This is a genomic window from Streptomyces sp. ADI95-17 (assembly GCF_003846175.1).
Classification (GTDB): Bacteria; Actinomycetota; Actinomycetes; order Streptomycetales; family Streptomycetaceae; genus Streptomyces; species Streptomyces sanglieri.
This window is the reverse complement of the sequence record NZ_ML123053.1, coordinates 76,426-101,670: the sequence shown is the minus strand read 5'-3', so window position 1 is coordinate 101,670 and position 25,245 is coordinate 76,426. Positions and strand designations below refer to the sequence as shown.

Sequence of the window (25,245 nt, the reverse complement as noted above, 5' to 3'; positions counted from 1 at the left end):
TTCCGGCCCCGAGGATCCGTCGGCCGCGAACCGTGTCACTCGGCGAGCTTGGTACCTCCCACCCAGACGAACACCCGCAGCTGCATGCCGTCGTGGATCTCGCTGTCGGCGGTCGGTTCGAAGTGTTCGTAGCGATTGCCGCGCAGCAGCTTCAGCTTGTCGTCGGTGTCCTCCACGTAACAAATGCGCTGACTATCCGTCAGATAGGGCGAGACGCCACCCCGGAGAATCACATTCGGTTCGACGGTGTTCATACGGTTTCCTCTCCTCAAAGGCCGCTGTCAACAGACGAGCCGCTCGCAGCCGACAACGCGATCGCTGTCACCACGAGACCGTTTCCGGTAATCCACCGCCCTGCGATCTCCCGGGGGAAATTCTGAGCAGTCCGCACATGAGAGAGCAGCCGCACGGAGAACGTGCCGTCCGCCGGATCGAAGTCGATCAACGCGTCCTCGAATTCCAATGGGCGGCGCGTGAGGGGATACCAGGTCTTGTAGACGCTCTCCTTGGCGCTGAAGAGCAGCCTGTCCCAGCGCACTTCGGGCGCATCGGTGAGCAGTTCCTTGACCATGACCTGCTCCGCGGGGAGCGCCACCGCCTCCAGGATCCCGTCCGGCAGCGGCAGGTTGGGCTCCGCGTCGATGCCCACCGAGGCCAGCTCGGAGACCTTGGCGACGGCCGCCGCACGGTAGCCGCGGCAGTGCGTGATACTGCCCCTGACCGAGCGGGGCCAGACAGGAGCCCCTCTCACTCCTTGGAGCACGGGCTGCGGAACGGAGAATCCGAGGCGCGCGAGTGCCTGGCGCGCACAGTACCGTCCGGAGGTGAATTCACGGCGTCGCAATTCCACCGAGTCACCTATGAGAGCCTCTTCCTCAGGAAAAAGCGTGGCCTCTGCCGGATCCTCGAACGTTTCGTACGATGCGACCCGAGTCGGCAGTATCTTCTCAAGCATTGACTTTCCTTAGGGAGCGATTTCGAGCAGCGTATTTGTCGCCCCATCGGGGCGGTACCCCTATGCCACCCCTGGTTTCCCCGATACATGTTCTGTCGTACTCGCCCATGATGCATGCTCGGTGGAGGCGATCCGCCGGCACGGCCGACCATGAGGAGTCTTCAAGTGTCCATGACCCACAGGCGGATCGAGGTCGCGCTCGGCGAACGCTCGTACGCCGTCCGTATCGGCCCGGGGGTACGCCACACACTTGCAGAGGTCGTCGCCGAACTGGGCGCCAGGCGGGTCGCCGTGGTGTCCGCGCGGCCGGCGGACTGGGTGCCCGACCCCGGGGTGCCCGCCCTGATGCTCGCGGCCAGGGACGGCGAGGAGGACAAGACGCTGGCGACGGTGGAGGAACTCTGCCGCCGCTTCGCCGAGTTCGGCCTGACCCGGTCGGACGCCGTCGTCTCCTGCGGCGGCGGCACAACCACCGACTCGGTCGGTCTCGCAGCCGCGCTCTACCACCGCGGCGTACCGGTGATCCATCTGCCGACGTCGCTGCTGGCGCAGGTGGACGCGAGCGTCGGCGGGAAGACCGCGGTGAACCTGCCCGAGGGCAAGAACCTGGTCGGCGCGTACTGGCAGCCGAAGGCCGTGCTGTGCGACACCGACTATCTGGAGACGCTGCCGGAGCGGGAGTGGGTCAACGGCTACGGCGAGATCGCCCGCTGTCACTTCATCGGCGCGGGCGATCTGCGGTCGCTGCCGCTGCACGAACAGATAGCCGCGAGCGTGGCCCTCAAGGCGTCGGTCGTGACCGCCGACGAGCGGGACGCGGGCCGCCGTCACATCCTCAACTACGGCCACACGCTGGGTCATGCGCTGGAGCGGGCGACGGACTACGCGCTGCGGCACGGAGAGGGCGTCGCCATCGGCACGGTCTTCGCGGGCCGGCTCGCGGGGGCGCTCGGCCGGATCGACGCGGCGCGCGTCGCCGAGCACCTGGATGTCGTACGCGGCTACTCGCTGCCCACCGAGATTCCCGTCGGACTGGACCCGGACCGGCTCATCGCTCTGATGCGGCTCGACAAGAAGGCCACGAGCGGTCTGTCGTTCGTCCTGGACGGCGCCGGCGGACCCGAGCTCGTGCACGACGTCCCGGAGGCCGCCGTCGCCGGGACCCTGGCCTCGATGACCCCCTAAGTCCCCCCCTGAACACCCCACACTTGGCGGCGCACGGACCGGTACCGGACCTCGGCAGGGCACGGTGTGACCACTAGGGAACACTGCCGGGCCCTGCGGGGCGCCGGTCCGAGCACGCGGAGTGCATCGTGAGCAGACTGCTTCTCCTCAACGGGCCCAACCTGGGGATCCTCGGCCAGCGCGAGCCCGAGGTGTACGGGAAGGCGACGCTGGCCGACATCGAGGCGGCCGTGGCACAGGAGGTGAAGGACAACGGCTGGGACGTGGTGTCCGTCCAGCGCGAGTCCGAGGGCGAGCTGATCCAGGCCATCCAGAGCAACTACGACACCGTCGGCGCAATCGTGAACCCCGGCGCCCTGATGATCGCCGGCTGGAGCCTGCGGGACGCGCTCGCCAACTATCCGCGCCCCTGGATCGAGGTCCATCTGTCCAATGTGTGGGCGCGGGAGCAGTTCCGGCACGAGTCGGTGATCGCGCCACTGGCCAGCGGCATCGTCGTGGGGCTCGGGGCGTACGGGTACGAACTCGCGGCCCGCGCCCTGCTGAACCTGACAAGGGACTGACCCGTCCGGGCGGCACCACATGAGTACGGGGGTGGACTCACGTGGTGAAGGGGACGCCCGGACGGGAGTGTTGGGGTCGCTCCGCGAGGTCCGCGGGAGCTCAGACGGAGCTCGGCCTGCCGAGCCGTGCGGAGAGGCGCTTGGCGTACGCCTTGCTGAACTGCACGACCGCGATCAGCATCACGACCAGCAGTCCCGTGCCGAGGAGCGGAACGCTGTCGACCGGCAGCGTGTACGCCATCACCACTCGGCCCGCGGCGTCGATCAGGAAAGCGGCTCCCCATGCGGCGGTCATCAGGCGCATGGCCTTGCGGAACTCCGGCGAGTTCTCCCAGTCCTCCCGCCAGGAACGCGCGGTGGCCTCCGGGAGGATCTGGATGGTCGCCGCGTAGAGGAAGGGCCGCTTGGCCAGCAGGGTGCTGAGCATCCAGAGGCCGACGAGCGCGGTGAAGTAGCTCTCCCTGGCCAGGACCAGTCTGGGGTCTCCGGTGAGCAGCGACACCAGTGTGCTGGTGACGATGATGCTCAGGGAAAAGAGCGTCGTCCGCTCCACCTTGCGCTCTCTGACCACCTGGTACACGAGGCGGGCCAGCGGCAGGGCACCGCTGACCACCAGGGCGAGCCACTGGTTCATGCCCAGCATCCGCAGGCCGTAGTAGAGAAGGAGCGGCAGCGCGATGTCGAGGGCGGTGACCTTGATCAGCATGGTGCGCGGATTGCGTTCCTCGCCCTGCGGTGCGGCTGCGGCATCTGCCTCAGCCTCCTCCGCCCGCGGCTCCATATCGGCCTGCGTCGCGCCGTCCGTCCACCGTGGCCCTTGTGTCGCCACCGTGGCCTCCTCCCTGTCGTGCCGCCGTTCCGTGCTTGCTTCGTTCCTCAAGCTACGTGCCGGGCGTGGCCGTCCGGAATGCAGTCACGAGCACAGTGGGGGTGCAGAAAACTCCACCCCCACCGGCGCTTCCCCGGCCGTGCCAGACTGGAGATCCATTCGGACTGCGGAGGTGCGGTGACCGGCGACGTAAGACCTGCCGTCAGCTCCTGGCCGCACCGGCACGGGCCCGCGCCCGCCCGCGGGCTGGCCCTGGCCGCCCTCTCCGTCGTGGGGCTGCTGTGTTTCGTGCCGATGGCCGTGGCGGCCGCGCTCGGCGCCGGCGGCGCGGTGCTGGGTCTGCGCCGGCTGCCGCTGCTGCGCCGCCGCCTGGCCGGCGCCTGGTCCGGGGTGGACATCCCCGCGCCGTACGCGCCGCCGGGATCGGCCCCGCAGCCCCGCGAGGGCGGCTGGTACCGCCAGGGCCGACGGCTGTACGCGTCCGACAAGGCCGCCCTGCGCAAACGGCGGGCCCGGCAGGTCTCCCGGGACCGGGCGACGCTGCGGGACCTGGTGTGGCTGCTGGTCGACCCCTTGCTGTGCGCGCCCGTGGCGCTGCTGCCCGCCGCTCTGGTGGGCTGCGGGCTTGCGGGGCTCACGGCCTCGCTGTGGTGGCAGCTGTCCTGGCAGACGCCCGTGGCGGCGGTGCTCGGTGTGGCGCTGGTGCTCCTGGGCTTCGCCGCGGGCCCCCGGGCGCTGCGGGCACACGGCCGTCTGACGAAGCGCCTGCTGTCGCCCGGCGCTCTGCCGGGCGGTCGGAGGGCGGGTTGGTGGACGTGGCCGCGGCGAGCCGCTCAGGGCCCGGGCGCGGCCGTCCTGCTGTGTCTGCTCGCGCTGTGCGGATTCCTGCTGGCCCTGCTCCAGCTGGTGGCGCTGGTCCTCTCGGTGCCCCTGGGGCTGGTGCCCGTCTTCGCGTGGGCGGTCGAGCCGAGCCGGCGGCTGACCGAGCTGTGGCGGGGGCTGCTGCGCGAGTGGGCCGGGGCGGACATCCCCGCGCCGTACCGGCCGAGGCCCGACCCGCCGGCCCAACGCGCGGACGGCCATTACGCGTACGGCAGGCAGCTGCACAGCAGTCCGATCCTGCCCAGGTGGCTGACCGCGCGGCGCCGGCTGCTCGGCGACCCCGCGACCTGGCGGGACCTGTTGTGGCTGCTCCTCAATCCGTTCGTCTGTGCGGTGCTGCTGCTCGGCCCGGCGGCCGTGGTCGCGCTGGTGGTGCGGTGGGGTGCCGGCGGGCCGGGCCTCGCGCTCGCCGTGCCGCCCGCGGTGCTCGCCGTGTGGGTGACGCCGTACGCCCTGCGCGGCCTGGTCGCGTGGAGTGCGCTGCTGCTCGCGCCGACCAGGAAGTCCCAGCTCGCCCTGCGCGTCGAACAGTTGACCGCGACAAGGGCGGAGGCCTCCGGCGTCCAGGCCGCCGAGCTGCGCAGGATCGAGCGGGATCTGCACGACGGGGCGCAGACGCGGCTGGTCGCCATCGGCATGACGCTGCGGGCCATCGAGCGGCGCCTGGACGGGCAGTCGACCGAGCTGCTCGAAATGGTGGCCGAGGCCCGTGAGAACTCGGCCGCGGCCCTCGTCGATCTGCGCGCTCTGGTGCGCGGGGTGCATCCGCCGGTGCTGGCCGAGCGGGGCCTGGCGGACGCCGTGCGCGCGCTGGCACTCGCCCATCCGCTGGAGGTGGACGTGAGCGTCGATCTGCCCGGCAGGCCGGCGCCTCCCGTGGCGGCGTGCGCGTACTTCTCGGTGAGCGAAGCTCTGTCGAACGCCGCCAAGCACTCGGGCGCCGAACGGATGCGCATCGTCCTGCGCCATGCGGCGGGCGCGCTGTGGATCACCGTGACCGACAACGGCCGCGGTGGCGCGGATCCGACGCTGGGCAGTGGGCTGCGGGGGATCCAGCGGCGGCTCGCTACCTTTGACGGTCTGCTAGACGTGGCCTCCCCTCCCGGCGGCCCCACCACCTTGACCATGGAGTTGCCGTGCGTGTTGTCCTCGGCGAGGACCAGTACCTCCTCAGGAAGGGATTGACCCATCTCCTGGAGGATCACGGTTTCGAGATGACCGCCGTGGTCGACAATGGCCCTGATCTGTTGACGGCGTTGCTCGAACACCGGCCCGATGTGGCGCTCGTCGATGTACGGCTGCCGCCGACGTTCACCGACGAAGGACTGCGGGCGGCGCTCGCGGCCCGCAAGGAGCTGCCAGGACTGCCGGTCCTGGTGCTTTCGCAGTATGTGGAGCAGCTGTACGCGCGCGAGCTGCTCGCGGACGGCCAGGGCGGGATCGGCTATCTGCTCAAGGACCGGGTCTTCGACGACGACGAGTTCATCGGCTCGGTACGCCGGGTGGCGGCCGGCGGCACGGCCATGGATCCGGAGGTGGTGGCCCAGCTGGTCCGTTCCGGCGGGCCGCGCAGTCCGCTGTCGGCGCTGACGGAGCGGGAGCGGGAAGTGCTCTCGCTCATGGCGGAGGGCCGGTCCAACGGGGCCATCTCGGAACGGCTGTTCCTCAGCGACAGCGCGGTGAGCAAGCACACGGCCAGCATCTTCGCCAAATTGGACCTGTCGCAGTCCAACCATGACAACCGGCGAGTGCTGGCCGTGATCGCTTATCTCAAGAACGCCCATGACACGCAGGAGTAGCGCGGCGACATGGACATGCCGATGGACGCAGTAATCTGTCCGTACAGCATCAAGCCGTTGACGCCGCGTGGAATTCCAGCTCGACGGGCAGGTCGGTCCTCCGCTTGACCTTCAGCTTCCGGAATATCTTGGTGAGATGCTGCTCCACCGTACTGACGGTGATGTGCAGCTTTCCGGATATCTCGCGGTTGGTGTAGCCGAGCGAGGCCAGCGCGGCGACCTTGCGCTCGGAGAGCGTGAGCATGTCGGCAGCCTGCCGTGCCGTGGCGTCGGGCTGCTTCCAGGTGTCGCCCTCGTCCGGCACGAGCATCAGCGGCTGCTCGTGGCTCGGGGCGATCTGCTCCTGCATCCGCTGGACCCGGCACTCTTTGGCGAGGCGCCCGGCCCTGCGCGAGATCATCCGCGCCTTGCCGAACTCGCCGAGCACCTGATGCACCCTGCTGAGGTCGTACAGCGCCTGGGTGAGCGTCAGCCGGTCCCCGCTCACCTGGAGGACCTCGACGGACTCCTTCAGGAGCTGCAGCCGCCCCCGGTGGCCGATGGTCGCGGCAAGCACCCGCAGTGAGGCGCCGTGGGTACGCGACTTGGGCGAGCCGGAAAGGGACATCTGTTCCTGGGCGAGCTGCTGGGCCCGCTCATGGTCGCCGAGCCTGAGGTGGACCTCCGCGGAGTCGCTGCGCCACGGGACGAGCGCGGGGGTGTCCATGCCCCAGGCCGTCATCAGCTCTCCGCAGTAGCGGAAGTCGGCGAGCGCGGCCTGCAGCCGGTCGGTGGCCAGGTAGTAGCGGCCTCTGGCCCGCTGGTAGTACAGCCCGTACCGGGTCTGGAACATGGTCGAAGGGACCGGTTCCTTCAGGTACTTGCGGGCGCTCTCGAAGTCCCCCATGGCGGTGGCCGTGTAGAGGAGGGCCCCGAGCGGCACACCGACCGCGACCCCCCAGCCGTGGGGGCCGATCAGGTCCAGGGCGCGGACCGCGTGTCTCTCGGCGTCGACCAGCTCACCGTTGCGGATGGCTATCTCGGCCCGGCAGCCGGAGAAGACCGCCTGCCACCAAATGACGCCGCGGGCCTCCGCCTCGGCGAGCAGCATGTCGCACCAGCGCGCCGCCATGGGCAGCCGCTCGCCGTAGACGAGCGTCTGGATGGCCGCGGTGATGGCTTCCAGGGAGTTGTCGGTGAGGGGGGTGCCCTGCAGTATCTGCTCGGCCACCCTGGTACATCGCCCGTCTCCGTCGCCCTGTCTGAGGACCGTGCTGAGCACGGCGGCGGCCTGGTCCTGCTGGGCCGGCGGCACGGCGACGCTGTCGGCCTGCGGCACGGGGGGGCCGTCGGTGCCGACGGGCAGAAACTGCGGGTAGGTGTGGCTGAGCCAGTCCCTGGTGCTGCTCAGGACGGAACCGATGGGTTCGTTCACCGTCGGGCGCAGCCGCACCAGTTGGGCCAGTGCCTCGGTGGTCTCCTCGGTCCGCCGGTGCCACATGCCGCGGCGCACAAGCTCGGCCGTCTGTTCGGCGTCGAGGTGTCCGTCCCGCTGCTCCTGGAAGAGGGCCGTCAGGTGGCGGGCCGCCGCCCCGGGGTCCCTGCGCCACTCGGCGCGGATCAACAGCATCCTCAGCTGGGCTCGTTGACGTGCCTCGGTGCAGACCGAGAGCGCGAACTCGACGTACTTGATGGCGGCCGCGTCGTCGTCGACGGCCAGCGCCTCCTCGGCCGCCCGCCGCAGGTCGCCGACGGCCCAGTCCGCCCGCACGCTCTTGGCCGCCACGAGGTGCTCGGCGACCTCGATGGCGTCTCCCGCGCCCCGGCGCAGCAACTGCGCGGCGTCCGTGTGCAGTTGAGCCAGCTCGGTTCCTGACAGGTCCTCGTACACGGCGGCGCGGCCGAGCGGGTGCCGGAAGCAGTCGCCGTCCAGCAGACCTAATGAGTTCAGGGCGTGCAGCAGGCGGGTGACCATATCGGGGTCAAGGCCGATCAGACTCGCGACCCGGTCCGCCGATGCCGCGGTGTCGAGGACGGCGAGTGCCCTGGCCACGGCGAGCGCGTCCGGGCCGCTGCGCTGCAGGCAGGTGAGCACGGCCTGGCGGAAGCTTTCTCCGGCCACGCGTTCGAAGGACTCCACCTCGTCGCCGTGGTCCTCGATGAGCGCGCGAACAAGCAGTTGGTTGCCGCCCGTTGCCTCATGGACCTCGAAGGCGAGACTGCGCGCCGCCTCTCGTCCGAGGTGCTGCGTGAGCATTTCGCAGACCCCGGTCACGGACAGGGGGGCGAGGCGGATCCTGCGGAAGTGGGTCTGCCGGACGAGCTCGATCCGGTACGAGGGGTGCATCGACCAGTCGTACGCCGACTCCGCGAGCATGAGCATGGTCCGGGTCGAGCGGCTGCGGTGGCTCATGCGCAGCAGGCAGTCCATCGAGGGCTCGTCGGTGTGGTGCACGTCATCGACGATGACGACCAGCGGTGCCGTCCTGGCCACTTCGAGCAGTGCGGCGGTGGCTCGGCGGACGGTTTCCAGTTCGCGCTCGGGGCTGATCAGCTCCTCGATGCGCTCGGTGGAGAGGGGCATGCAGTCGAGCAGCTGTCGCAGAACACCGAAGGGAGTTTCACGGTCGGCGGCCGTCGCGGTGGCCGACAGAAAAAGGGCTTCGCCGGCGGTATTCCGGTCGATAAAGGTTCGGAGGAGTTCTGTCTTTCCGTTCGCGACAGCTCCGCTGACCAGCACGATTCTGCCCCGCCCGGTGGCGGTTTCCGCAAAGAGTCCATCCAGTATTTCGAGCTCACGCTCGCGTTCGACCAGCACTATCTAGTACGCCTTTCCCCCGTGTACCATTCCATGACATCAGAAAGGAAGCGGATTATCGTCATCGAAGGCGTGAAAAATGATGACCTAATCCCGGAATTGCATGACTCCCATCCGATGTCACATCAATTACCGCCGGACCCGCCCCATATAGGGGCCCTTCCCCCTATCGGTAGACCCGTTCTCCCTTCAGACACTAGCCCCCTCCGCACCCCCCTGTAAACCCTTACCGGAACCTACCGATCAGCCGAACAGGCAGCTCTCCAAGCATTCGCTTTGCGTACACCTTCGGCCCCTCGACCTCAACTCACCGTCACCTCGAAGGTCTGAACCTCAATTCAAGCTCAAATCCAAAGCAGCCCCTCACGACGGGACGCCCGCGCCCCCTCTGCCGCAACATTAGGGGACCGATCGGCACATACAGGGGTTGACGGGACGGACAGCAGGTCAAACGGGCCGCGGGCGGCATGGTGCCGGGCACGCTCAAGCGGCCTTCACATGGGGCGATCGAGGATCAAGTTCTCGGAACGAGAGAAACAGACAGATCAGCCGCGAAGTAACTCTGCAATAAGAAATGCCAGCTCTATGGCCACATTTCCATCAGCGAGCTCAAGCCGTATCCCACCCGGGTACGTACCAATGCTCCTGTGGACTTCGAAGAAGCCGCGCACCTCGTCGAAAAGTTGAAAAAGAGACGAATTCTTGCAACCGTCCGAGGACTCAAGGGAATTTTCCCGCACCGGATCGCACTGCCACACAACCTGATGCCCTGACGCGGTTACCTTCTCGACGATGGGCGGCAGTACGTCCCGCACCCTGTCGCTGCCCATGGCACTCATCAAGGTGACCCGGCCCGGCCTGAAATGCGGATCCAGTCGCCGAACGTACTCGACGGCTTCTTCGGGAAGAGTCCCGGGGCCAATCTCAAGGCCGACCGGATTAGCGAGGGACTCCACGAACTCGATGTGCGGTCCGTCCTTTTCCCGGCTTCGCTCACCCAGCCAGAGAAAATGGGTCGACAAATCCCACGGGACAGGGCCTGCGGCCTTCTCGGGGCACGGCGACGGCCGCTCGTGGTCGCGGGGCAGCACCTCATGGCCCGCGAAGATCCGTGTGGTCCGCAGCGGGGTGTCGTCGACGGGCCAGGCGGCCATGAAGCGCATCACCTGGTCGATCCGCCGGGCGAGCGCGGCATACCGGGCGCCGGCCTCCGTGGTACGGACGAACTCCTGGTTCCACCGGTGCACTTGGCGCACATCGGCGACGCCGGCCGCGCCGGTCATCGCCCGCACCATGTTCAGCGCCGTCACCGAGTGCGCGTCGAGGGCTTCGTCGTGGCGGACGGGCAACCGGCAGATCTTGATCACCGGTACCTGAATGCCGTACGTCAGCACGAGCGCCGCTTGCAGAAGCGTGCGGACACCGGCCACGACGTTCGTCTCGACGTCCCCAGCGGACTCCGCCACGAGGTCGCCCATCTGCAGCACGAATGCCTCGCCGCGCGCGGCGGCCGCCATCTGCTCGGAGAGCCGACGGACCTCGTCCGGCAGGACGAGGGGCGGTCTGCCCGTCACTGCGGGGGGTTGCCGTGCTTGCGCGAGGGCAGGTCGGCGTGCTTGTTGCGGAGCATCGCGAGTGACCTGATGAGGACCTCACGGGTCTCGGCCGGGTCGATGACGTCGTCGACCAGACCGCGCTCCGCGGCGTAGTAGGGGTGCATCAGCTCGGCCTTGTACTCCTTGACCATGCGGGCGCGCATCGCCTCGGGGTCCTCGGCCGCCGCGATCTGCCGGCGGAAGATCACGTTGGCGGCGCCCTCCGCGCCCATGACCGCGATCTCGTTGGTGGGCCAGGCGTAGGTCAGGTCCGCACCGATGGACTGGCTGTCCATCACGATGTACGCACCGCCGTACGCCTTGCGCAGGATCAGCGAGATCCGCGGCACGGTGGCGTTGCAGTACGCGTACAGCAGCTTGGCGCCGTGCCGGATGATCCCACCGTGCTCCTGGTCGACGCCGGGCAGGAAGCCGGGGACGTCCAGCAGCGTGACGATCGGGATGTTGAAGGCGTCGCAGAACTGCACGAAGCGCGCGGCCTTCTCGGAGGCCCCTATGTCCAGCACCCCGGCCAGCGACTGCGGCTGGTTGGCGACGATGCCGACAGTGTGTCCGTCGAGCCGGGCCAGTGCGCAGACAATGTTCCGCGCCCAGCGCTCGTGGACCTCCAGGTAGTCGCCGTCGTCGACTATCTCCTCGATGACCTTCGTCATGTCGTAGGGGCGGTTGCCGTCGACGGGCACGAGGTCGAGCAGCGCGTCGCCGCTCCCGCCGACGGCGTCCGGGCCCGTGACGGCCGGGGGCATCTCGCGGTTGTTGGCCGGCAGCAGGGACAGCAGGTAGCGGACCTCGGCCAGGCAGGTCTCTTCGTCGTCGTACGCGAAGTGGCACACGCCCGAAGTCTCGGCGTGCACATCCGCGCCGCCCAGGCCGTTCTGCGTGATCTCCTCGCCCGTCACCGCGCGGACCACGTCCGGTCCCGTGATGAACATCTGCGAGGTGTCACGCACCATGAACACGAAGTCCGTCAGGGCCGGCGAGTAGGCAGCACCACCCGCACACGGGCCCAGCATCACGCTGATCTGCGGGATGACACCCGAGGCCTTGGTGTTGCGCTGGAAGATGCCGCCGTAGCCGGCCAGCGCCGAGACGCCCTCCTGGATACGGGCACCCGCACCGTCGTTCAGCGACACCAGCGGTGCACCGGCCGCGAGGGCCATGTCCATGATCTTGTGAATCTTCGTGGCATGCGCCTCGCCCAGCGCACCGCCGAAGATCCGGAAGTCGTGCGCGTACACGAAGACCGTCCGGCCCTCGACCGTGCCCCAGCCGGTGATCACACCGTCCGTGTACGGCCTCTTCGTCTCCAGACCGAAACCCGTGGCCCGGTGCCGACGCAACTGCTCGACCTCATTGAACGACCCCGGGTCGAGCAGCAACCCGATCCGCTCACGCGCCGTCAGCTTCCCTTTGGCATGCTGCGCCTCGGTCGCCTTCTCACCGGGGCCGGCGACGGCCTGCTCCCGCATCCCCATCAGTTCGGCGACACGGCCGCGGGCGTCGGACACCGGCAGCCCGGCCGGGCGCTCGTGCAGGACAGTCATCTCACACCACTCCAACTCTGTGGGGATTCGCTGAGCAGCCTCAAGTCATGCGGGGTGTCACACGGGAACGACTGCCGGCAGGACCGGCACCAGACGGCCGGGCACGCCCGGACGGCGACGCCACTCCCGGGGATAGCCGAGGGAGACCTCCTGATGCGGTACGCCGTCGCACGTGATCACCCGCGGGATGTGCAGATGTCCGTAGACCACGGCCCTGGCACGGAAACGCCGGTGCCAGTCGTGCGTGGCCGTCGTCCCGCACCACAGCGCGAACTCCTGGCGCCACAGCACCCGGGTGGGCTCGCGCACCAGGGGGAAGTGGTTGACGAGGACCGTGGGCAGTTCCGCGGGCAGCTCCGCGAGCCGGGCCTCGGTCGCCCGTACCCGGGCGCGGCACCACGCCTCCCTGCTGGGGTACGGGTCGGGGTGCAGCAGGAACTCGTCGCTGCAGACCACTCCGGCCCGCTCCGCCAGTTCCAGCGCCGCCGCCTTGGAGTACGTCCCAGCGGGCCGGAAGGTGTAGTCGTACAGCAGGAACAGCGGGGCGACCGCCACCGGGCCGCCCTCTCCCTCCCAGATCGGATAGGGGTCCTCGGGGGTGGCCACACCGAGGCCGCGGCAGAGTTCGACCAGGTGCAGATAGCGCTGCTCCCCACGGAGTTGGACGGGGTCGTCGGGGGCCGTCCACAGTTCGTGGTTGCCCGGAGCCCACACCACCTTGGCGAACCGGTCGCGCAGGGTGCGCAGCGCCCACTCGATGTCCGACACGCGCTCACCGATGTCGCCCGCGACGATCAGCCAGTCCTGGTCGGAGCGAGGCCGCAGGGCGTCGACGATCGCTCTGTTCTCGTCGTACCGGATGTGGAGGTCGCTGATCGCGACCAGGCTGCCCGGTCGCGGGTCAGGCACCGCGCACCCCGCTGCCCTCGCGCGCCTGTTCGGCCAGTTCCGCCACCCTGGCCAGGGTGGGGCCTGCGATGATCTCCGGCAGCCTGGCCATGAAGTCCTTCTCCCGCTCGATGCCCACGACGTCCGCGCTGACCGCGGCCAGCATCGCGAGGAGCGTGGCGGAGTCGCCGCCGAGCCGGTGGAAGTCCGCGTCCGCGCCGATCCGGTCGACGTCCACCGCGAGGACCCGGGCCCAGATCTTGGCCACCACGCCCTCGGCCTCGCTGCGCGTCGCGGCACCCGCCGTCGCACAGTCGGCCGCCGGTCCCTCGAAGGGCACGGGCAGCGCCGAGACGTCGACCTTCTCGTTGACGGTGCGGGGCAGGTCGGGGACGACGAAGGTCGCGGTGGGCACCATGTAGCGCGGCAGTCGTTCCTTGATGTGCGCGGTGAGCTCCTCGACGGTCGCATCGCCGCGCAGCACGACGTAGGCGCACAGGACCTTGTCCCGCGTGCCCGGCTTGACCAGGCCGGTGGCGAACGCCGTGGCCACGGCGGGGTGCTCCTCCAGGGTCCGGGCGATCTCGGCGGGTTCGATGCGGTAGCCGAGCACCTTCACCTGCTCGTCGTTGCGACCGACGGACTCCAGTTCGCCCGAGGGGAGCATGCGGGCCAGGTCGCCGCTGCGGTAGACGCGGGTGCCGTCGGCCAGGGCCGTGAACCGTTCGCGGTCGAGGTCGGGGCGGCCGCGGTAGCCGCGCGCCAGCTGGTCGCCCGCCAGGTACATCTCACCCACCTCGCCCGGGGCGACGAAGCGGCCGTTGCCGTCGAGCAGATGGATCCGGGTGTTGTCGGTGGGCACGCCGATGGGTACGGAGGGCCGTCCGGCGTCGCGGTCCGCGTCGTAGCGCCGCGTCATGCAGCCGATGGTCGTCTCGGTGGGTCCGTACTCGTTGAAGATTCCGCAGTCCGGGCCGAAGAGCCGCTGGGCGCGGTCCGCGACCGAGGTCCGCAGCAGCTCGCCGCCCGCGATGACGGCGCGGAATCCGCTCGGTGCGAGATCGAAGCGGCTGATGAGGTCGAGGTGAGTGGGGGTGAGCTTGAGCGCGTTGGCACCCGAGTTCTCCAGCATGTCCCGCAGGACCACGTGGTTGGGCTCGTCCGGCACCAGTGCGATCGAACCGCCCGCGAGGAGCGGCACGAAGAGCGCCGTGTTGGACAGGTCGAAGGCGAGCGAGGTGAACAGCGGGAAGCGGGAGGTGGCGTCCACGCCGTAGACCCGGGTCGCCCAGCTGACGAAGGTGGTCAGCTGGCGGTGCTCGATCTCGACGCCTTTGGGGCGGCCCGTCGACCCCGATGTGTAGATCACGTACGCGAGGTCCCCGGGCCGCACATCGACGCCGGCCGGCCTGCGCGTGGACTCCGCGAGGTCCTCCAGGAGCACCGTCCGCGCTCCGGCCTGCTCGGCGAACTTCCGGTCCGCGTAGGCGCGTTCGGTCAGGCAGATGGTCACCCCGGCGTCCGCCACCAGGTCGGCGAGCCGGTGGTCGGGCTGCTGCGGGTCGAGCGGCAGATACGCGGCGCCTGCCTTGAGCACGCCCCAGATGGCGGCCATGCCCGCGACCGTGCGGCCCGCGAGGAGCCCCACGAGGGTGTCGCGTCCGGCGCCACGGTCGAGCAGCTCGGCCGCGACAGCGTCCGCCCGCCCGCTCAGTTGGCGGAACGTCACATCCCCTTCGGGGCCGGTCAGCGCGATGGCGTCGGGGTTCTTGTCGACCTGCTCCTGGAACTGCTGGACCGCCGTGCCGGGGTGGGCGAGGGGGCGCGCGGTGTCGTTGGCGTCCCACTCGCGGTGGGAGCGCGGGGAGAGCGCTTCCTCGATCCGGTCGAGCAGCGCCTCGGCCCGCTCGGGGGTCTGCGGGCCGTCGTACCAGCCGATGGTGATCTCCGTGCGTCCGCCGCATTCCACCGCGTTGATCTCGGGCGGGCCGAGCGGGCCCGCGTTGGGCAGCGAGTACACCGTCGTGGCGTGGAACGTGTCCGTGCTGAAGTCGGCCAGGTCCACTTTGCCGACGTGCGACAGCGTCGCCAGGCTGCTGTAGCGGTCGTGCTGTGCGGAGAACGCGTCGAGCCCCATGATCTGCTGGCTCAGTACGGTCAGGTCCTGGGTGGGCAGCGTGGGGTCGACGCGGGCCGCGAGGTCCTGCCGGCCGGTGAGGATCGACAGGAGCTGCTCGTGCGCCTGCTCCCAACTGGAGCCCGCGCGCACCTCGTACAGCGGGTTGTTGGTGAGGTTGCCGGTCGAGCGGACACCGGGCAGGTACCTGCGCAGGTCGACCGGGACGAGGAAGCGTCCGGTACTCAGCCCGCAGGCCCGGGTGACCGCCAGCGCGACCTTCGCCACCAGCGCCGGGTGCGTGCCGTCGACGGTGCGCCGCCGCCAGAAGAACGCGTGCTGGCCCGCCGGGCGGGAGCCGAGCGACGAGGGCCAGTCGAGATCGGGCTCGATCTCGCGGCTCTCGGGGGCGCCCGCCTGCTCGATCAGCTCGCACTCCGTGATGCGCGAGGGCGCGCCGAGCGGCTCCTCGCCGCGCAGCACGCGGAAGATGTCGTCGGCCCAGGCGCGTACGCCCTGGCCGTCCATGACGGCGTGGAAGGCCCGCAGGATCAGCGTGTCCGACGCTTGGCCGGGCTGCAGCAGGATCTCGCAGGTGGGGCCGCCGTCGCGGCCCATGAGGGGGCTGTGCAGCCGCTCGGTGCCCGAGAAGGTGCGTGGGTCGAAGGAGTCGGCGGGCAGCACCCGCACGGCCGGGGCCGTGCCGCTGTCCACCCATGTCATTTCCTGCCGGGTCAACCGCGCCCCGGGACAGGCCCGGGACGCGGTCTCCACCGCGCGGGTCAGCTCGTCGGGGTCGATGCGCCCCGCACCCTCGACCACGATCTGGATGACGCCGGGAACCGAGTCGGGGTAGACCAGGAACCATGTCTCCGTGGGTGAGACAGGTCGGCTGTAGGTGCTGTCGTCCTCACCCGCGGGCATGGGGGTACCTCACTTCGGTTCGATCGGTGTCGGTGCGTTCGCGCGCGGCCGGCGTGGCGTTCAGACGGCGCCGAGGACCTGGCCGTCCCCTTGCCGCAATGCGCGGGATCTGCGGAAGTCCAGGTGTACGAAGACGCGTTGCAGCCAGCGGTCCTGGCCGTCGTACCGCGGCTGGAAGGCGTTGCGTCCGTGCAGGGCGAGTCGGTTGTCGACGAATGCCAGGTCACCGGGGCGCAGGATCAGCGTGTGGGCGATCTGCTCGATGGCCGACTCAAGCTGCGCCATCGCTTCGCCGGCCTCGTCGTCGACCGGGAGCGTGCTGCTGAAGTCGACCTTCAGGTTGGGGTCGTCGATGCTTCCGCTGAGGATGCCGTGCGGCTCCTGCATGCCGTCCTCCAGCTCGAAGGAGGCGGGCGCGACCGTGACGAAGCGGGGCTGGTGGAGGATCTCCCTGGTGCGGTCGGACAGCAGCGGGAGCGCGTTGCGTACGGAGGCCACCCGCAGTCCCGCGATGTTCTCGTGGTCGTTGCGCAGGCACATCAGGCCGACCAGATCGGGCTTGTGCTCGTGAAACGCGTTCTCCGTATGCATGTTGAGCTTGGTGGAGCCCGCGTTTCCCTGGAACTCCTCCATGCCGGGCACCGGCACCACGTCCTGGACGAGCGCGCCCGCCTTCTCCTTGTCGAACGCGATCACCTCGCCCATCGCCATGGCGATGAGGACCAGCGCGGCCGCCGACGTGCTGGTCTCGCGCTGCACCGAGCCGCGGACCGCCGGGGTGTCGGGCACCGTCCCGGGGTCCACCGGCAGATTGCGGACCAGCAGCATGGCCTCGCGGCCGGAGTTCCAGGTGAACTGGCGCAGCACCTGGCGCAGGCGCGGCGGCAGCAGGCAGGAGAGTTCCCTGGCCTGGGCCATCCAGCGTGGGTCGTCGACCAGTCGGGGTGCGGTGTCCCTCAACTGCTCTGCCAGAGCCGTGAGTTCGGCCCTCTCTCGACCATCGAGGGAGATCTGGGCATCGTCGCCGATTTTCGGCCTTGCTTCGACAGGCATAATCAACCATTCGTTTGCAGAGTTGATGCGAACTACGGGTCCGCCAAGTCGACTCCAGTCCGGAGACTATGAATCGAGCCAAACTCGCGGCAACCCCTATCCGCCGCCGCCGACCCCTGTACGGGGTGCGGCGGCGGGCCCGCTCAGCAGCCCTCGCTCCTGAGCCATTCCTGCATCTGACGGGCGACGTCCGCAGCGTGGTCGCCGATCAGGGTGAAGTGGTCACCCGGTGCGTCGACGGCCGTGTGCGGCAGGGGCCAGGAAGCGCGCCAGTCGCCCTCCCCCGTCCACTCGCTCAGGGGGGTACTCGCCCGCATCAGGAGCGTGGGCACATCGACCGGCTGCGGCGTCACGCCGTGCAGAAGCGGTAGATACGCGGCCCACGCGGTGGTGCGGAAGTCGTCCATCGGCGTGTAGGCGCTGTCCCGCTCCAGCATCCCGTCCAGGAGCTCGGGGACCCACTGCGCCATCACGCCGCTGTCCATGGGGTAGCTGTCCAGGAGCACGACGGCGGCGGGCGGGCGACCCTGTGCGGCCAGCTCGTGCGCGAGGGAGTTGGCCAGCTGCGCGCCGCCGGAGTGGCCGGTCAGCACGAACGGCCCGTCCCCCGCAGTGCGCAGGACCGAGTCCGCGTGCGTACGCATCAGGACGTCGTAGGAAGCCGGCAGCGCCTCGTCGTCGGCGAAGCCCGGGTGCGGCAGCGCGTACACACTGCGCGATCCGCGGAACCCGGCCGCGAGCCTCGCGTACTCGTGCGCTCCGGAGAGCATCGACATCGTGCAGCAGCAGAAGACCGGGGGCAGCTCCCCGCCGGACCCGGCCCGTCGGCCGCCCGGCGTGTCCTGTCCCCTGCCCGACATGAGACGCACGACGGTGGCGGGGCGCGGCAGGTCGGCCGGGTCCGTGTAGACCGGGCGGAACTCGGCGAGCCGCAGCAGGACCTTCGCGTACTCGGTGGACTCCCCCTGGGAGCGCGTGTGCCGGAACAGCCTGCCGAGGATGCCGCCGTTGCCCGCGGCGGGACCCTTGTCGGCCGCGGGCGCGGCGACGCGCTCGCCCTCCTCCGCGCCGGTGTTGCCGTCGGCGAGCACGGCCGACAGATGCCGGGCCAGCTCGGACGGTGTGGGGTGGTCGAAGAGGAGCGTGCCGGAGAGGCCGTCGAGGCCGGTCGCCGCCTGCAGGGCGTCGCGCAGCTCCAGCGCCGTCAGGGAGTCGAATCCCTGCTCCAGGAAGTCCCGGTCGATATCCACGTAGCCGGCCGACGCATGGCCGAGCACCGCCGCCGCACGGCTGCGGACCAGTTCGAGCAGCAGCTGATAGCGGTCGGGCGGCGAGCAGCTCTCCAGCCGGCCGACGAGCGCCGCCGGGGAGTCGTCCGGCTGTGCCTCCGTCACCGGTGCGGCGAGCACCGCCCGCGCCTCGGGAATCCCCGTGAGCAGCGCACTGGGCCGGGCGGCGGTGAACGCGGGCGTGAACCGCGCCCAGTCGATGTCGGCGATGGCCACGCAGGTGTCGTCGTGGTCCAGCGCCTGCTGGAGCGCGCTCACGGCGGGGCCGGGGCGCAGCGCCCGCACCCCGCGCCTGCGCAGCCGCTCGTCGGCGGCCCCGGGGGGCGAGCCGGCCCACGGCACCCAGGCGATGGAGGTGCCGGGCAGGCCGCGCTCCCTGCGCGCCTCCACGAGGGCGTCCATGGCGGCGCCGACCGCCGCGCGGGCGGCGAAGCCGCCGCCGCCCCAGGTGGCCGCGGTGGAGGAGAACACCACGAACGCTTCGAGTTCGGGAGCGGTGAGCGCCCCGTCGAGAGTCCGGGCGAGTCCGGTCTCCGCGTGCACGGCCCGCGCCAGCTCGGCGGGCTCGGTCTCGGCCAGCGGGACGCCCACGGCGGTCGGCAGCGCGATGTGCACGATGGCGGTGAGACGGCTCAGACGTGCGAGCTGCCCGATCCGGGCGCTCAGGTCGGGGCAGTTCTCCACATGGTCGGGCAGCACGGTCACCTTCGCGCCCGCGGCGGTCACCCGCTCCTCCACGACCGCGGCCTGCTCGGCGCCGGCACCGGCAAGGACCACGTGGTCGGCGCCCTGTTCGGCCAGCCAGCCGGCCACATGAGCGGCGCGCTCGTCCGCCGCGCCGGTCAGCAGAACGGTGCCGTGCGGGGTCCAGCGGCGCACCGGCTCCCGGTCCTCGGTGCGGGCGCGCACCAGCCGGCGCCCCAGTACTCCCGAGGCGCGCACGGCAAGCTGGTCCTCGCGGTCCGCGGCGCCGAGCACCCCCACGAGGCGGTCGAGCGCGGCCTCGTCCAGGGTGGCGGGCAGGTCGACGACGCCGCCCCACCGCTCGGGGTGCTCCAGCGCCACGACCCTTGCCAAGCCCCAGAGTTGAGCGGCGACCGGATCCGGGGCGGGGTCGGTGCCGGCGGCGCGCACGGCGCCCGAGGTCAGACACCACAGCGGCGCGGAGACGCCGTTGTCGCCCAGCGCCTGCAGCAGGGCGACCGTCGCCGCGAGCGCACCGTCGGGGCAGCTCCCGTCCGCGGGTTCGGCCAGCGCCTCAAGTGACAGCACGCCCGCCATCGGGGGCAGCGCGGGGTCGGGCCACAGCCGGTTCACGGCGTCGGCGAGGGCGTCCCGGTCCGCGCCCGCGAGGGGCACGCAGAGCACCTCGGCCCCGCGGGCGCGGAGCGCCCGCGTCACGTCCGCCACGGGGGCCGTGTCCGGGCCGACGACCAGCCAACTGCCGGAAAGTGCCACGGATTCGGGGACCGTGACCGGTTCCCAGGCCGTCCGGTAGCGCCAGTCGCCGGTCAGCGTGGAGCGCGTGTGGCGCCTGCGGTACGCAGCCAGGGCCGGAAGGACCGTGCGCAGCGCGGCCTCGTCCTCCTCGGGCGCGTCCAGGAGCCGCGCCACCGCGGCGGGCCCGCCGTGTTCCACCGCGCTCCAGAAGCCGCCGTCCTCGGCTACGGGTTCCGGCACGTCGGCGTGGGCCGCGGGGGGCGCGGGCCAGTACCGCTGCCGCTGGAAGGCGTACGTCGGCAGGTCGACGCGGCGGGTGCCGCGGTCCGCGAACACCGCGTCCCAGTCGACGGTCACACCCTGCACATGGAGTTCGGCGAGCATGTTGAAGAGCGCGTGTGCCGCAGGCCTGTCGCGTCGCTGCGCGGCGGCGAGCAGCGGCTGCCGGGCATCGGTACGGTCGGCCAGGCAGACCCGGGCGAGCGCGGTCAGTACCCCGTCGGGCCCCAGCTCCACGAACGTGGTGACGCTGTCGTCGCTCAGCCGCCGCACGGCATCGGCGAAGCGGACGGTCTCCCTGACCTGCCGGGTCCAGTAGTCGGCGGAGACCGCCTGGTCCGCGGTGAGCCGTTCGCCGGTCAGCGCGCTGACGACGTCGATCTCCGGCCGACGGAACGTCAGGCCTTCGGCGACGGACCTGAACTCGGCCAGCATCGCGTCCATGTGGGCCGAGTGGAAGGCGTGGCTGGTCCGCAGCTCCTTGTGCCTGCGGCCGCGCGCCGCCCACAGCGCCACGACCTCGTCGACCGAAGCGCGGTCGCCGGAGACGACGACGGCCGCGGGGCCGTTGACGGCGGCGATCGACAGGGCGGCGTCGGGGCGGCCCGCGAGCGAGTCGCGCACCTCCTGCTCCGACGCCTCGATGGAGACCATGGCGCCGCCCGCGGGCATCGCCTGCATCAGCCGGCCGCGCGCCGCGACCAGCGTGCAGGCGTCCTCCAGGGAGAGGACGCCCGCGACGTGCGCGGCGGCAAGTTCTCCCACCGAGTGTCCGGCCACCGCGTCCGGGCGCACCCCCCATGACTCCAGGAGCCGGTGGAGAGCCACTTCGAAGGCGAACAGCGCGGGCTGGGCGTACTCGGTCCGGTCGAGCAGGTCCGCGTCGGTTCCGAACATCACCGCACGCAGCGGCGTCCGCAGGTACGGGTCGAACCGGGCACAGGCGGCGTCCAGGGCTTCGGCGAACGCGGGGAACAGCGCGTGGAGTTCCGCCCCCATGCCGAGGCGTTGGCTGCCCTGCCCGGTGAACAGGAAGGCGGTGCCGCCCGCGACGCGCACCGCACCGCGGACCACACCCGGGCCCGGCTTGTCCGCGGCCACCGCCGTGAGCCCCCGCAGCAGAGCGGCGTGGTCGGCCGCCAGGAGCACCGCGCGGCGGTCCAGGGCCGCGCGGGTCACGGCGAGGGTCCGCCCGAGGTCCGCCAGCGGTACGTCCGGGGTGTCGCGCAGCCGGTCGATGAGCCGGGCCGCCTGTCCGCGCAGCGCCTCGTCCGTGCGCCCGGACACCAGGAGCGGCACAACGGGCAGCGGGGTGCCCGCGGCCTCGGCGTCCGGGGCATCGGGGGCCTTGGTGGGTTCCGCGTCCGGGGCCTGTTCGAGGATCAGGTGGGCGTTGGTGCCGCTCAGCCCGAAGGCGGAGACCCCGGCCCGCCGGGGCCGCCCGGTGTCCGGCCAGGCGACGGCCTCGGTCAGCAGCGACACGGCGCCGCTCGACCAGTCGACGTGCGGGGTCGGCTCGTCGATGTGCAGGGTGCGCGGCAGCACGCCGTGGCCGAGCGCGAGGACCGTCTTGATCGCGCCGATGGCCCCGGCCGCGGCCTGCGTGTGGCCGATGTTCGACTTGACCGTGCCGAGCAGCAACGGCCGCTCGGCGGGCCGCTGTCGGCCGTACGTCGCGAGCAGTGCCTGCGCCTCTATCGGGTCGCCCAGTGTCGTGCCCGTGCCGTGTGCCTCCACCGCGTCGACATCGGCGGGCGCCAGTCCGGCGTCGGCGAGGGCCTGGCCGATCACCCTGCGCTGGGCCGGGCCGCTGGGTGCGGTGAGGCCGTTGCTCGCACCGTCCTGGTTGACGGCGCTGCCCCGCACCACGGCCAGGACCTGGTGGCCGTTGCGCCGTGCGTCGGACAACCGCTCCAGGAGCAGTACGCCCACGCCCTCGCCCCAGCCGGTGCCGTCGGCGGCGGCCGCGAACGACTTGCACCTGCCGTTGCCCGCCAGCCCTCCCTGCTTGCTGAACTCGACGAACGCGCCGGGGGACGCCATGACCGTCACACCGCCCGCGAGCGCCAGCGAGCACTCGCCGCCGCGCAGCGAACGCACGGCCATGTGGAGCGCCACCAGCGAAGAGGAGCAGGCGGTGTCCACGGTCACCGCCGGCCCCTCCAGACCGAAGGTGTAGGAGAGCCGGCCCGAGAGGACACTGCCCGCGCTGCCGGTGAGCAGGAAGCTCTCGCTGCCCTCGGCGTCGCCGTACATGCCCGCGCTGTACCCCGATGACGAGGCGCCCACGAACACCCCTGTGTCGGTGCCCCGTACGGACGTGGGGTCGACCCCGGCCCTTTCGAGCACCTCCCAGGCGGCTTCGAGGAGGAGTCGCTGCTGCGGGTCCATCGCCAGCGCCTCGCGGGGGCTGATACCGAAGAGCACCGGGTCGAAGGCGTCGGCGTCGTGGACGAAGCCGCCCTCCGGAGTGATGCCCGAATCCCCCAGGCCGCGCAGCCAGCCCGCGTCCCAGCCGCGCCCGTCGGGGAAGCCCGACATGGCGTCCTCGCCGTCCAGGACGAGCCGCCAGAGGTCTTCCGGTGACCGGATGCCGCCCGGGAGGCGGCAGCTCATCGCCACGACGGCGATGGGCTCGGTGCGTTCGTCGACGAGGCGCTGGTGCTGTTGACGCAGCCGCTCGTTCTCCACGAGAGACGTCCTCAGTGCCTGGACGATCTCTTCGACCTGCGTCCCCATCATGTGCTCCACACTGGTCGTCGCATCAGCAGTTCTCGCATCCGCAGTTCGCGCGTCAGCAGTTCTCGCATCGGCAGTTCCGGCATCAGGCGTCCTTCGTCCCTGTCGCCATCCGGACGAGGTCATCGATGTCCATGGCGTTGATCTCGTCCACCCGGTTCTCGTCCACCCGGTCCCCGGACCCGGGCACCTCCCGGCCCGCCCCGGCCTCTTCCCCGTCGGCGACTCCGGCGAGGCGCAGCAGCTGGTCGAGCAGGCCTGCCGCGCGGATCCTGGCGATCGGCACGGCGGCGAGTACGGCACGCGCCTCGGCGTCCTTCGAGGTCTCGGCGCCCGCGACGTCGGGCCCGGCGTCCCGGCCGGTGTCCGCCGGCAGCAGTTCGCGGCGCAGCCGGTCGCGCAGCGCCACCGGGGACGGTTCGTCGAAGACCACGGTGGTCTCCAGACGCACACCGGTGGCCGCGGTGAGCCGGTTGCGCAGATCGACCGCCATGACCGAGTCGAACCCCAGTTCCTTGAAGGCCCGTTGGGGCTCCACGGCGTCGGCGGAGGGGTGCCCCAGCGCGGCGGCCGCCTCGGTGCGCACCAGCTCCAGGAGCGTCCTGTCGCGCTCCGCGTCCGACGCCGATGCGAGCCGCTCCCGCAGGGCGGCGGCCGGCGAGGCGGCCATGTCCTCGATCGGCTCGTCGGTCCTGAGCGCGGCGGCGGCCTCGGGGACATCCTCGATCAGCGGCCGGGCCCTGGAGATGGTGAAGGCCGACGCGAACCGCGTCCAGTCGATGTCGGCGACGGTCAGACAGGTCTCGCCCTGCTCCACGGCCTGGACGAGCGCCCGCACGGCCGACTCGGCCGCCATCGGCCGCAGTCCGCGGCGTACGAGGGTGTCCTCGGCGGCGTCGTCCACCATGCCGCCGCCCGCCCAGCCGCCCCAGGCGACCGAGGTCGCGGGCAGCCCGCGGGACCTGCGGTGCTCCGCCAGGGCGTCGAGAGAGCAGTTGCCGACCGCGTACGCGCCCTGCGCGGCGCCACCCCAGACGGCTGCCCCCGAGGAGAACAGGACGAAGGCGTCCAGCGAGCCGTCGGCGAACAGTTCGTCCAGGTACGCCGCGCCGGCCGCCTTCGCCGCCATGACGCGGGCGAACTGCGCCGGGTCGGACTCCCTGAGGCCCGCCTGCAGCGTCTCCCCCGCGGCGTGCACCACCGAGCGGATGGGCGCGCCGTCGGCCGCCTCCACCTCCTTGACCAGGGCGGCCAGGGCCGTGCGGTCCGCGACGTCGCAGGCCGCCAGGGTCACCCGGACGCCCATGGCGGTGAGTTCGGCCTGGAGCGCGGCCGCGCCGGGAGTGTCGGCGCCCCTGCGCCCGGTCAGTACCAGATGCTCCGCGCCGTGGCCGGCGAGCCAGCGGGCGACGTGACCGCCGAGGGCCCCCATGCCGCCGGTGACCAGCGCGGTGCCGCGCGGCCGCCAGGGCTTCGCGGCCTTCGTACGGTCGGCGGGTGCCCGCACCAGCCTGCGTACGACCACGCCCTGGGAACGCACGGCCAGTTGATCCTCGTCACCTGCCCCGACGAGCAGTCCGCAGACCCGCGCGGCCGACTGCTCGTCGAGCACGGCCGGCAGGTCGATGAGGCCGCCCCAACGCTCGGGGTGCTCAAGACCGATCACCCGGCCGAGCCCCCAGGTCTGCGCCTGGACCGGCCGCGCGAGCGGCTCGGCGCGGCTCACCGCGACCGCTCCCCGCGTCAGGCACCACAGGGGTGCGGTGACGTCCAGGTCCGTCATGGCCTGGACGAGGGAGGTGGTCGCCGCGACGCCGGCGGGAACCACCGGGTGGAAGGGGTCGGGGCGTTCGTCCTGCGCGAGGAAGGAGAGGACGCCCGCGACTGGCCCGTCGACGAGCGCGTCCCCGAGCCACTGGAGGGCCATGGCCCGTCCCGTGTCGTCGGCCTCGAAGGGCACGCGTACGGTACGCGCTCCTCGCCGGGCCAGCTCCTGCTCCACAGCGCGAACGGGCTCGTCGTCCTTCACTCCCTGGGATGTGACGATCAGCCAGGTCCCGGACGGCACGGCGTCGCCCGGCGCCACGGCGCGCTCCAGCGGCTTCCAGACGACGCGGTAACGCCAGCCGTCCACGACGGACTGCTCGCGCTGCTGCCGCCGCCAGGAGGACAGTGTGGGCAGCACGTCCGACCAGGAGTCCCGGCCGTCCGCGTCGATGCCCAGGGTGTCGGCGAGTGTCCCGAAGTCCTGGTTCTCCACGGCGTCCCAGAATGCCGTGTCCATCGGGTCACTGCCGTGCGCCGCCGGGGCGGCGAGGGCCATGGGCTTCGGCCAGTAGCGCTGTCG

At 71.2% G+C, this 25,245-nt stretch carries 15 protein-coding genes; 4 read left to right on the top strand and 11 right to left on the bottom strand.

Annotated features, from left to right (window positions below):
- Window positions 1–35: 35 nt before the first annotated feature.
- Both EES42_RS39605 and EES42_RS39600 read right to left on the bottom strand, forming a co-directional pair.
- The gene (locus tag EES42_RS39605) at window positions 36–254 is read right to left on the bottom strand and encodes a DUF5988 family protein (RefSeq protein ID WP_206433817.1); all 219 of its coding nucleotides are present in this window, start codon (window positions 252–254) and stop codon (window positions 36–38) included.
- A 14-nt stretch (window positions 255–268) separates the two neighbouring features.
- Window positions 269–955, bottom strand: a complete 687-nt coding sequence (locus EES42_RS39600) for a 4'-phosphopantetheinyl transferase family protein (RefSeq protein ID WP_124723059.1) — start codon at window positions 953–955, stop codon at window positions 269–271.
- A gap of 171 nt (window positions 956–1,126) precedes the next feature.
- On the opposite strand from EES42_RS39600, the gene EES42_RS39595 reads away from it, so the two are divergent.
- Complete coding sequence (locus EES42_RS39595; protein ID WP_241196900.1) at window positions 1,127–2,140, top strand: 3-dehydroquinate synthase family protein; 1,014 nt, start codon at window positions 1,127–1,129, stop codon at window positions 2,138–2,140.
- A 128-nt stretch (window positions 2,141–2,268) separates the two neighbouring features.
- Window positions 2,269–2,703 (top strand): type II 3-dehydroquinate dehydratase, encoded by a 435-nt coding sequence (locus tag EES42_RS39590; RefSeq protein ID WP_124723057.1) that lies wholly within the window; start codon window positions 2,269–2,271, stop codon window positions 2,701–2,703.
- A gap of 100 nt (window positions 2,704–2,803) precedes the next feature.
- On the opposite strand, the gene EES42_RS45285 is transcribed toward EES42_RS39590, so the two are convergent.
- The gene (locus tag EES42_RS45285; protein ID WP_164495507.1) at window positions 2,804–3,532 is read right to left on the bottom strand and encodes a VC0807 family protein; all 729 of its coding nucleotides are present in this window, start codon (window positions 3,530–3,532) and stop codon (window positions 2,804–2,806) included.
- Window positions 3,533–3,709: 177 nt separating this feature from the next.
- Here EES42_RS45285 and EES42_RS39585 point away from each other — a divergent pair, with 177 nt between their 5' ends.
- Both EES42_RS39585 and EES42_RS39580 read left to right on the top strand, forming a co-directional pair.
- Window positions 3,710–5,599, top strand: coding sequence for a sensor histidine kinase (locus tag EES42_RS39585; protein ID WP_164495506.1), 1,890 nt, complete (start codon window positions 3,710–3,712; stop codon window positions 5,597–5,599).
- On the top strand, window positions 5,551–6,213 hold the full coding sequence (locus EES42_RS39580) for a response regulator transcription factor (RefSeq protein WP_124723055.1): 663 nt from the start codon (window positions 5,551–5,553) through the stop codon (window positions 6,211–6,213). The genes EES42_RS39585 and EES42_RS39580 overlap by 49 nt, the downstream gene beginning before the upstream one ends.
- Window positions 6,214–6,262: 49 nt before the next feature.
- Here EES42_RS39580 and EES42_RS39575 read toward each other — a convergent pair whose 3' ends face one another.
- From EES42_RS39575 to EES42_RS39540, 8 genes are all read right to left on the bottom strand, one after another.
- Complete coding sequence (locus tag EES42_RS39575; protein ID WP_164495505.1) at window positions 6,263–9,010, bottom strand: helix-turn-helix transcriptional regulator; 2,748 nt, start codon at window positions 9,008–9,010, stop codon at window positions 6,263–6,265.
- A gap of 545 nt (window positions 9,011–9,555) precedes the next feature.
- The gene (locus EES42_RS39570; protein WP_124723053.1) at window positions 9,556–10,584 is read right to left on the bottom strand and encodes a 3-deoxy-7-phosphoheptulonate synthase; all 1,029 of its coding nucleotides are present in this window, start codon (window positions 10,582–10,584) and stop codon (window positions 9,556–9,558) included.
- Window positions 10,581–12,170: an acyl-CoA carboxylase subunit beta gene (locus tag EES42_RS39565; protein WP_124723052.1), complete on the bottom strand. Its 1,590-nt coding sequence runs from the start codon at window positions 12,168–12,170 to the stop codon at window positions 10,581–10,583. Before EES42_RS39565 ends, EES42_RS39570 begins: the two co-directional genes overlap by 4 nt.
- Before the next feature lie 57 nt (window positions 12,171–12,227).
- Window positions 12,228–13,079, bottom strand: a complete 852-nt coding sequence (locus EES42_RS39560; RefSeq protein ID WP_124723051.1) for a metallophosphoesterase family protein — start codon at window positions 13,077–13,079, stop codon at window positions 12,228–12,230.
- Window positions 13,072–16,098, bottom strand: a complete 3,027-nt coding sequence (locus EES42_RS39555) for a non-ribosomal peptide synthetase (RefSeq protein WP_124723050.1) — start codon at window positions 16,096–16,098, stop codon at window positions 13,072–13,074. Before EES42_RS39555 ends, EES42_RS39560 begins: the two co-directional genes overlap by 8 nt.
- Window positions 16,099–16,158: 60 nt before the next feature.
- The gene (locus EES42_RS39550) at window positions 16,159–17,151 is read right to left on the bottom strand and encodes a TauD/TfdA family dioxygenase (protein WP_124723049.1); all 993 of its coding nucleotides are present in this window, start codon (window positions 17,149–17,151) and stop codon (window positions 16,159–16,161) included.
- Window positions 17,152–17,294: 143 nt separating this feature from the next.
- A complete protein-coding gene (locus tag EES42_RS47450) occupies window positions 17,295–22,901 on the bottom strand; it encodes a type I polyketide synthase (protein WP_206433816.1) in 5,607 nt (1,868 codons plus the stop codon).
- An 82-nt stretch (window positions 22,902–22,983) separates the two neighbouring features.
- On the bottom strand, window positions 22,984–25,245 hold a 2,262-nt coding region (locus tag EES42_RS39540), incomplete at its 5' end, for an SDR family NAD(P)-dependent oxidoreductase (RefSeq protein ID WP_164495504.1).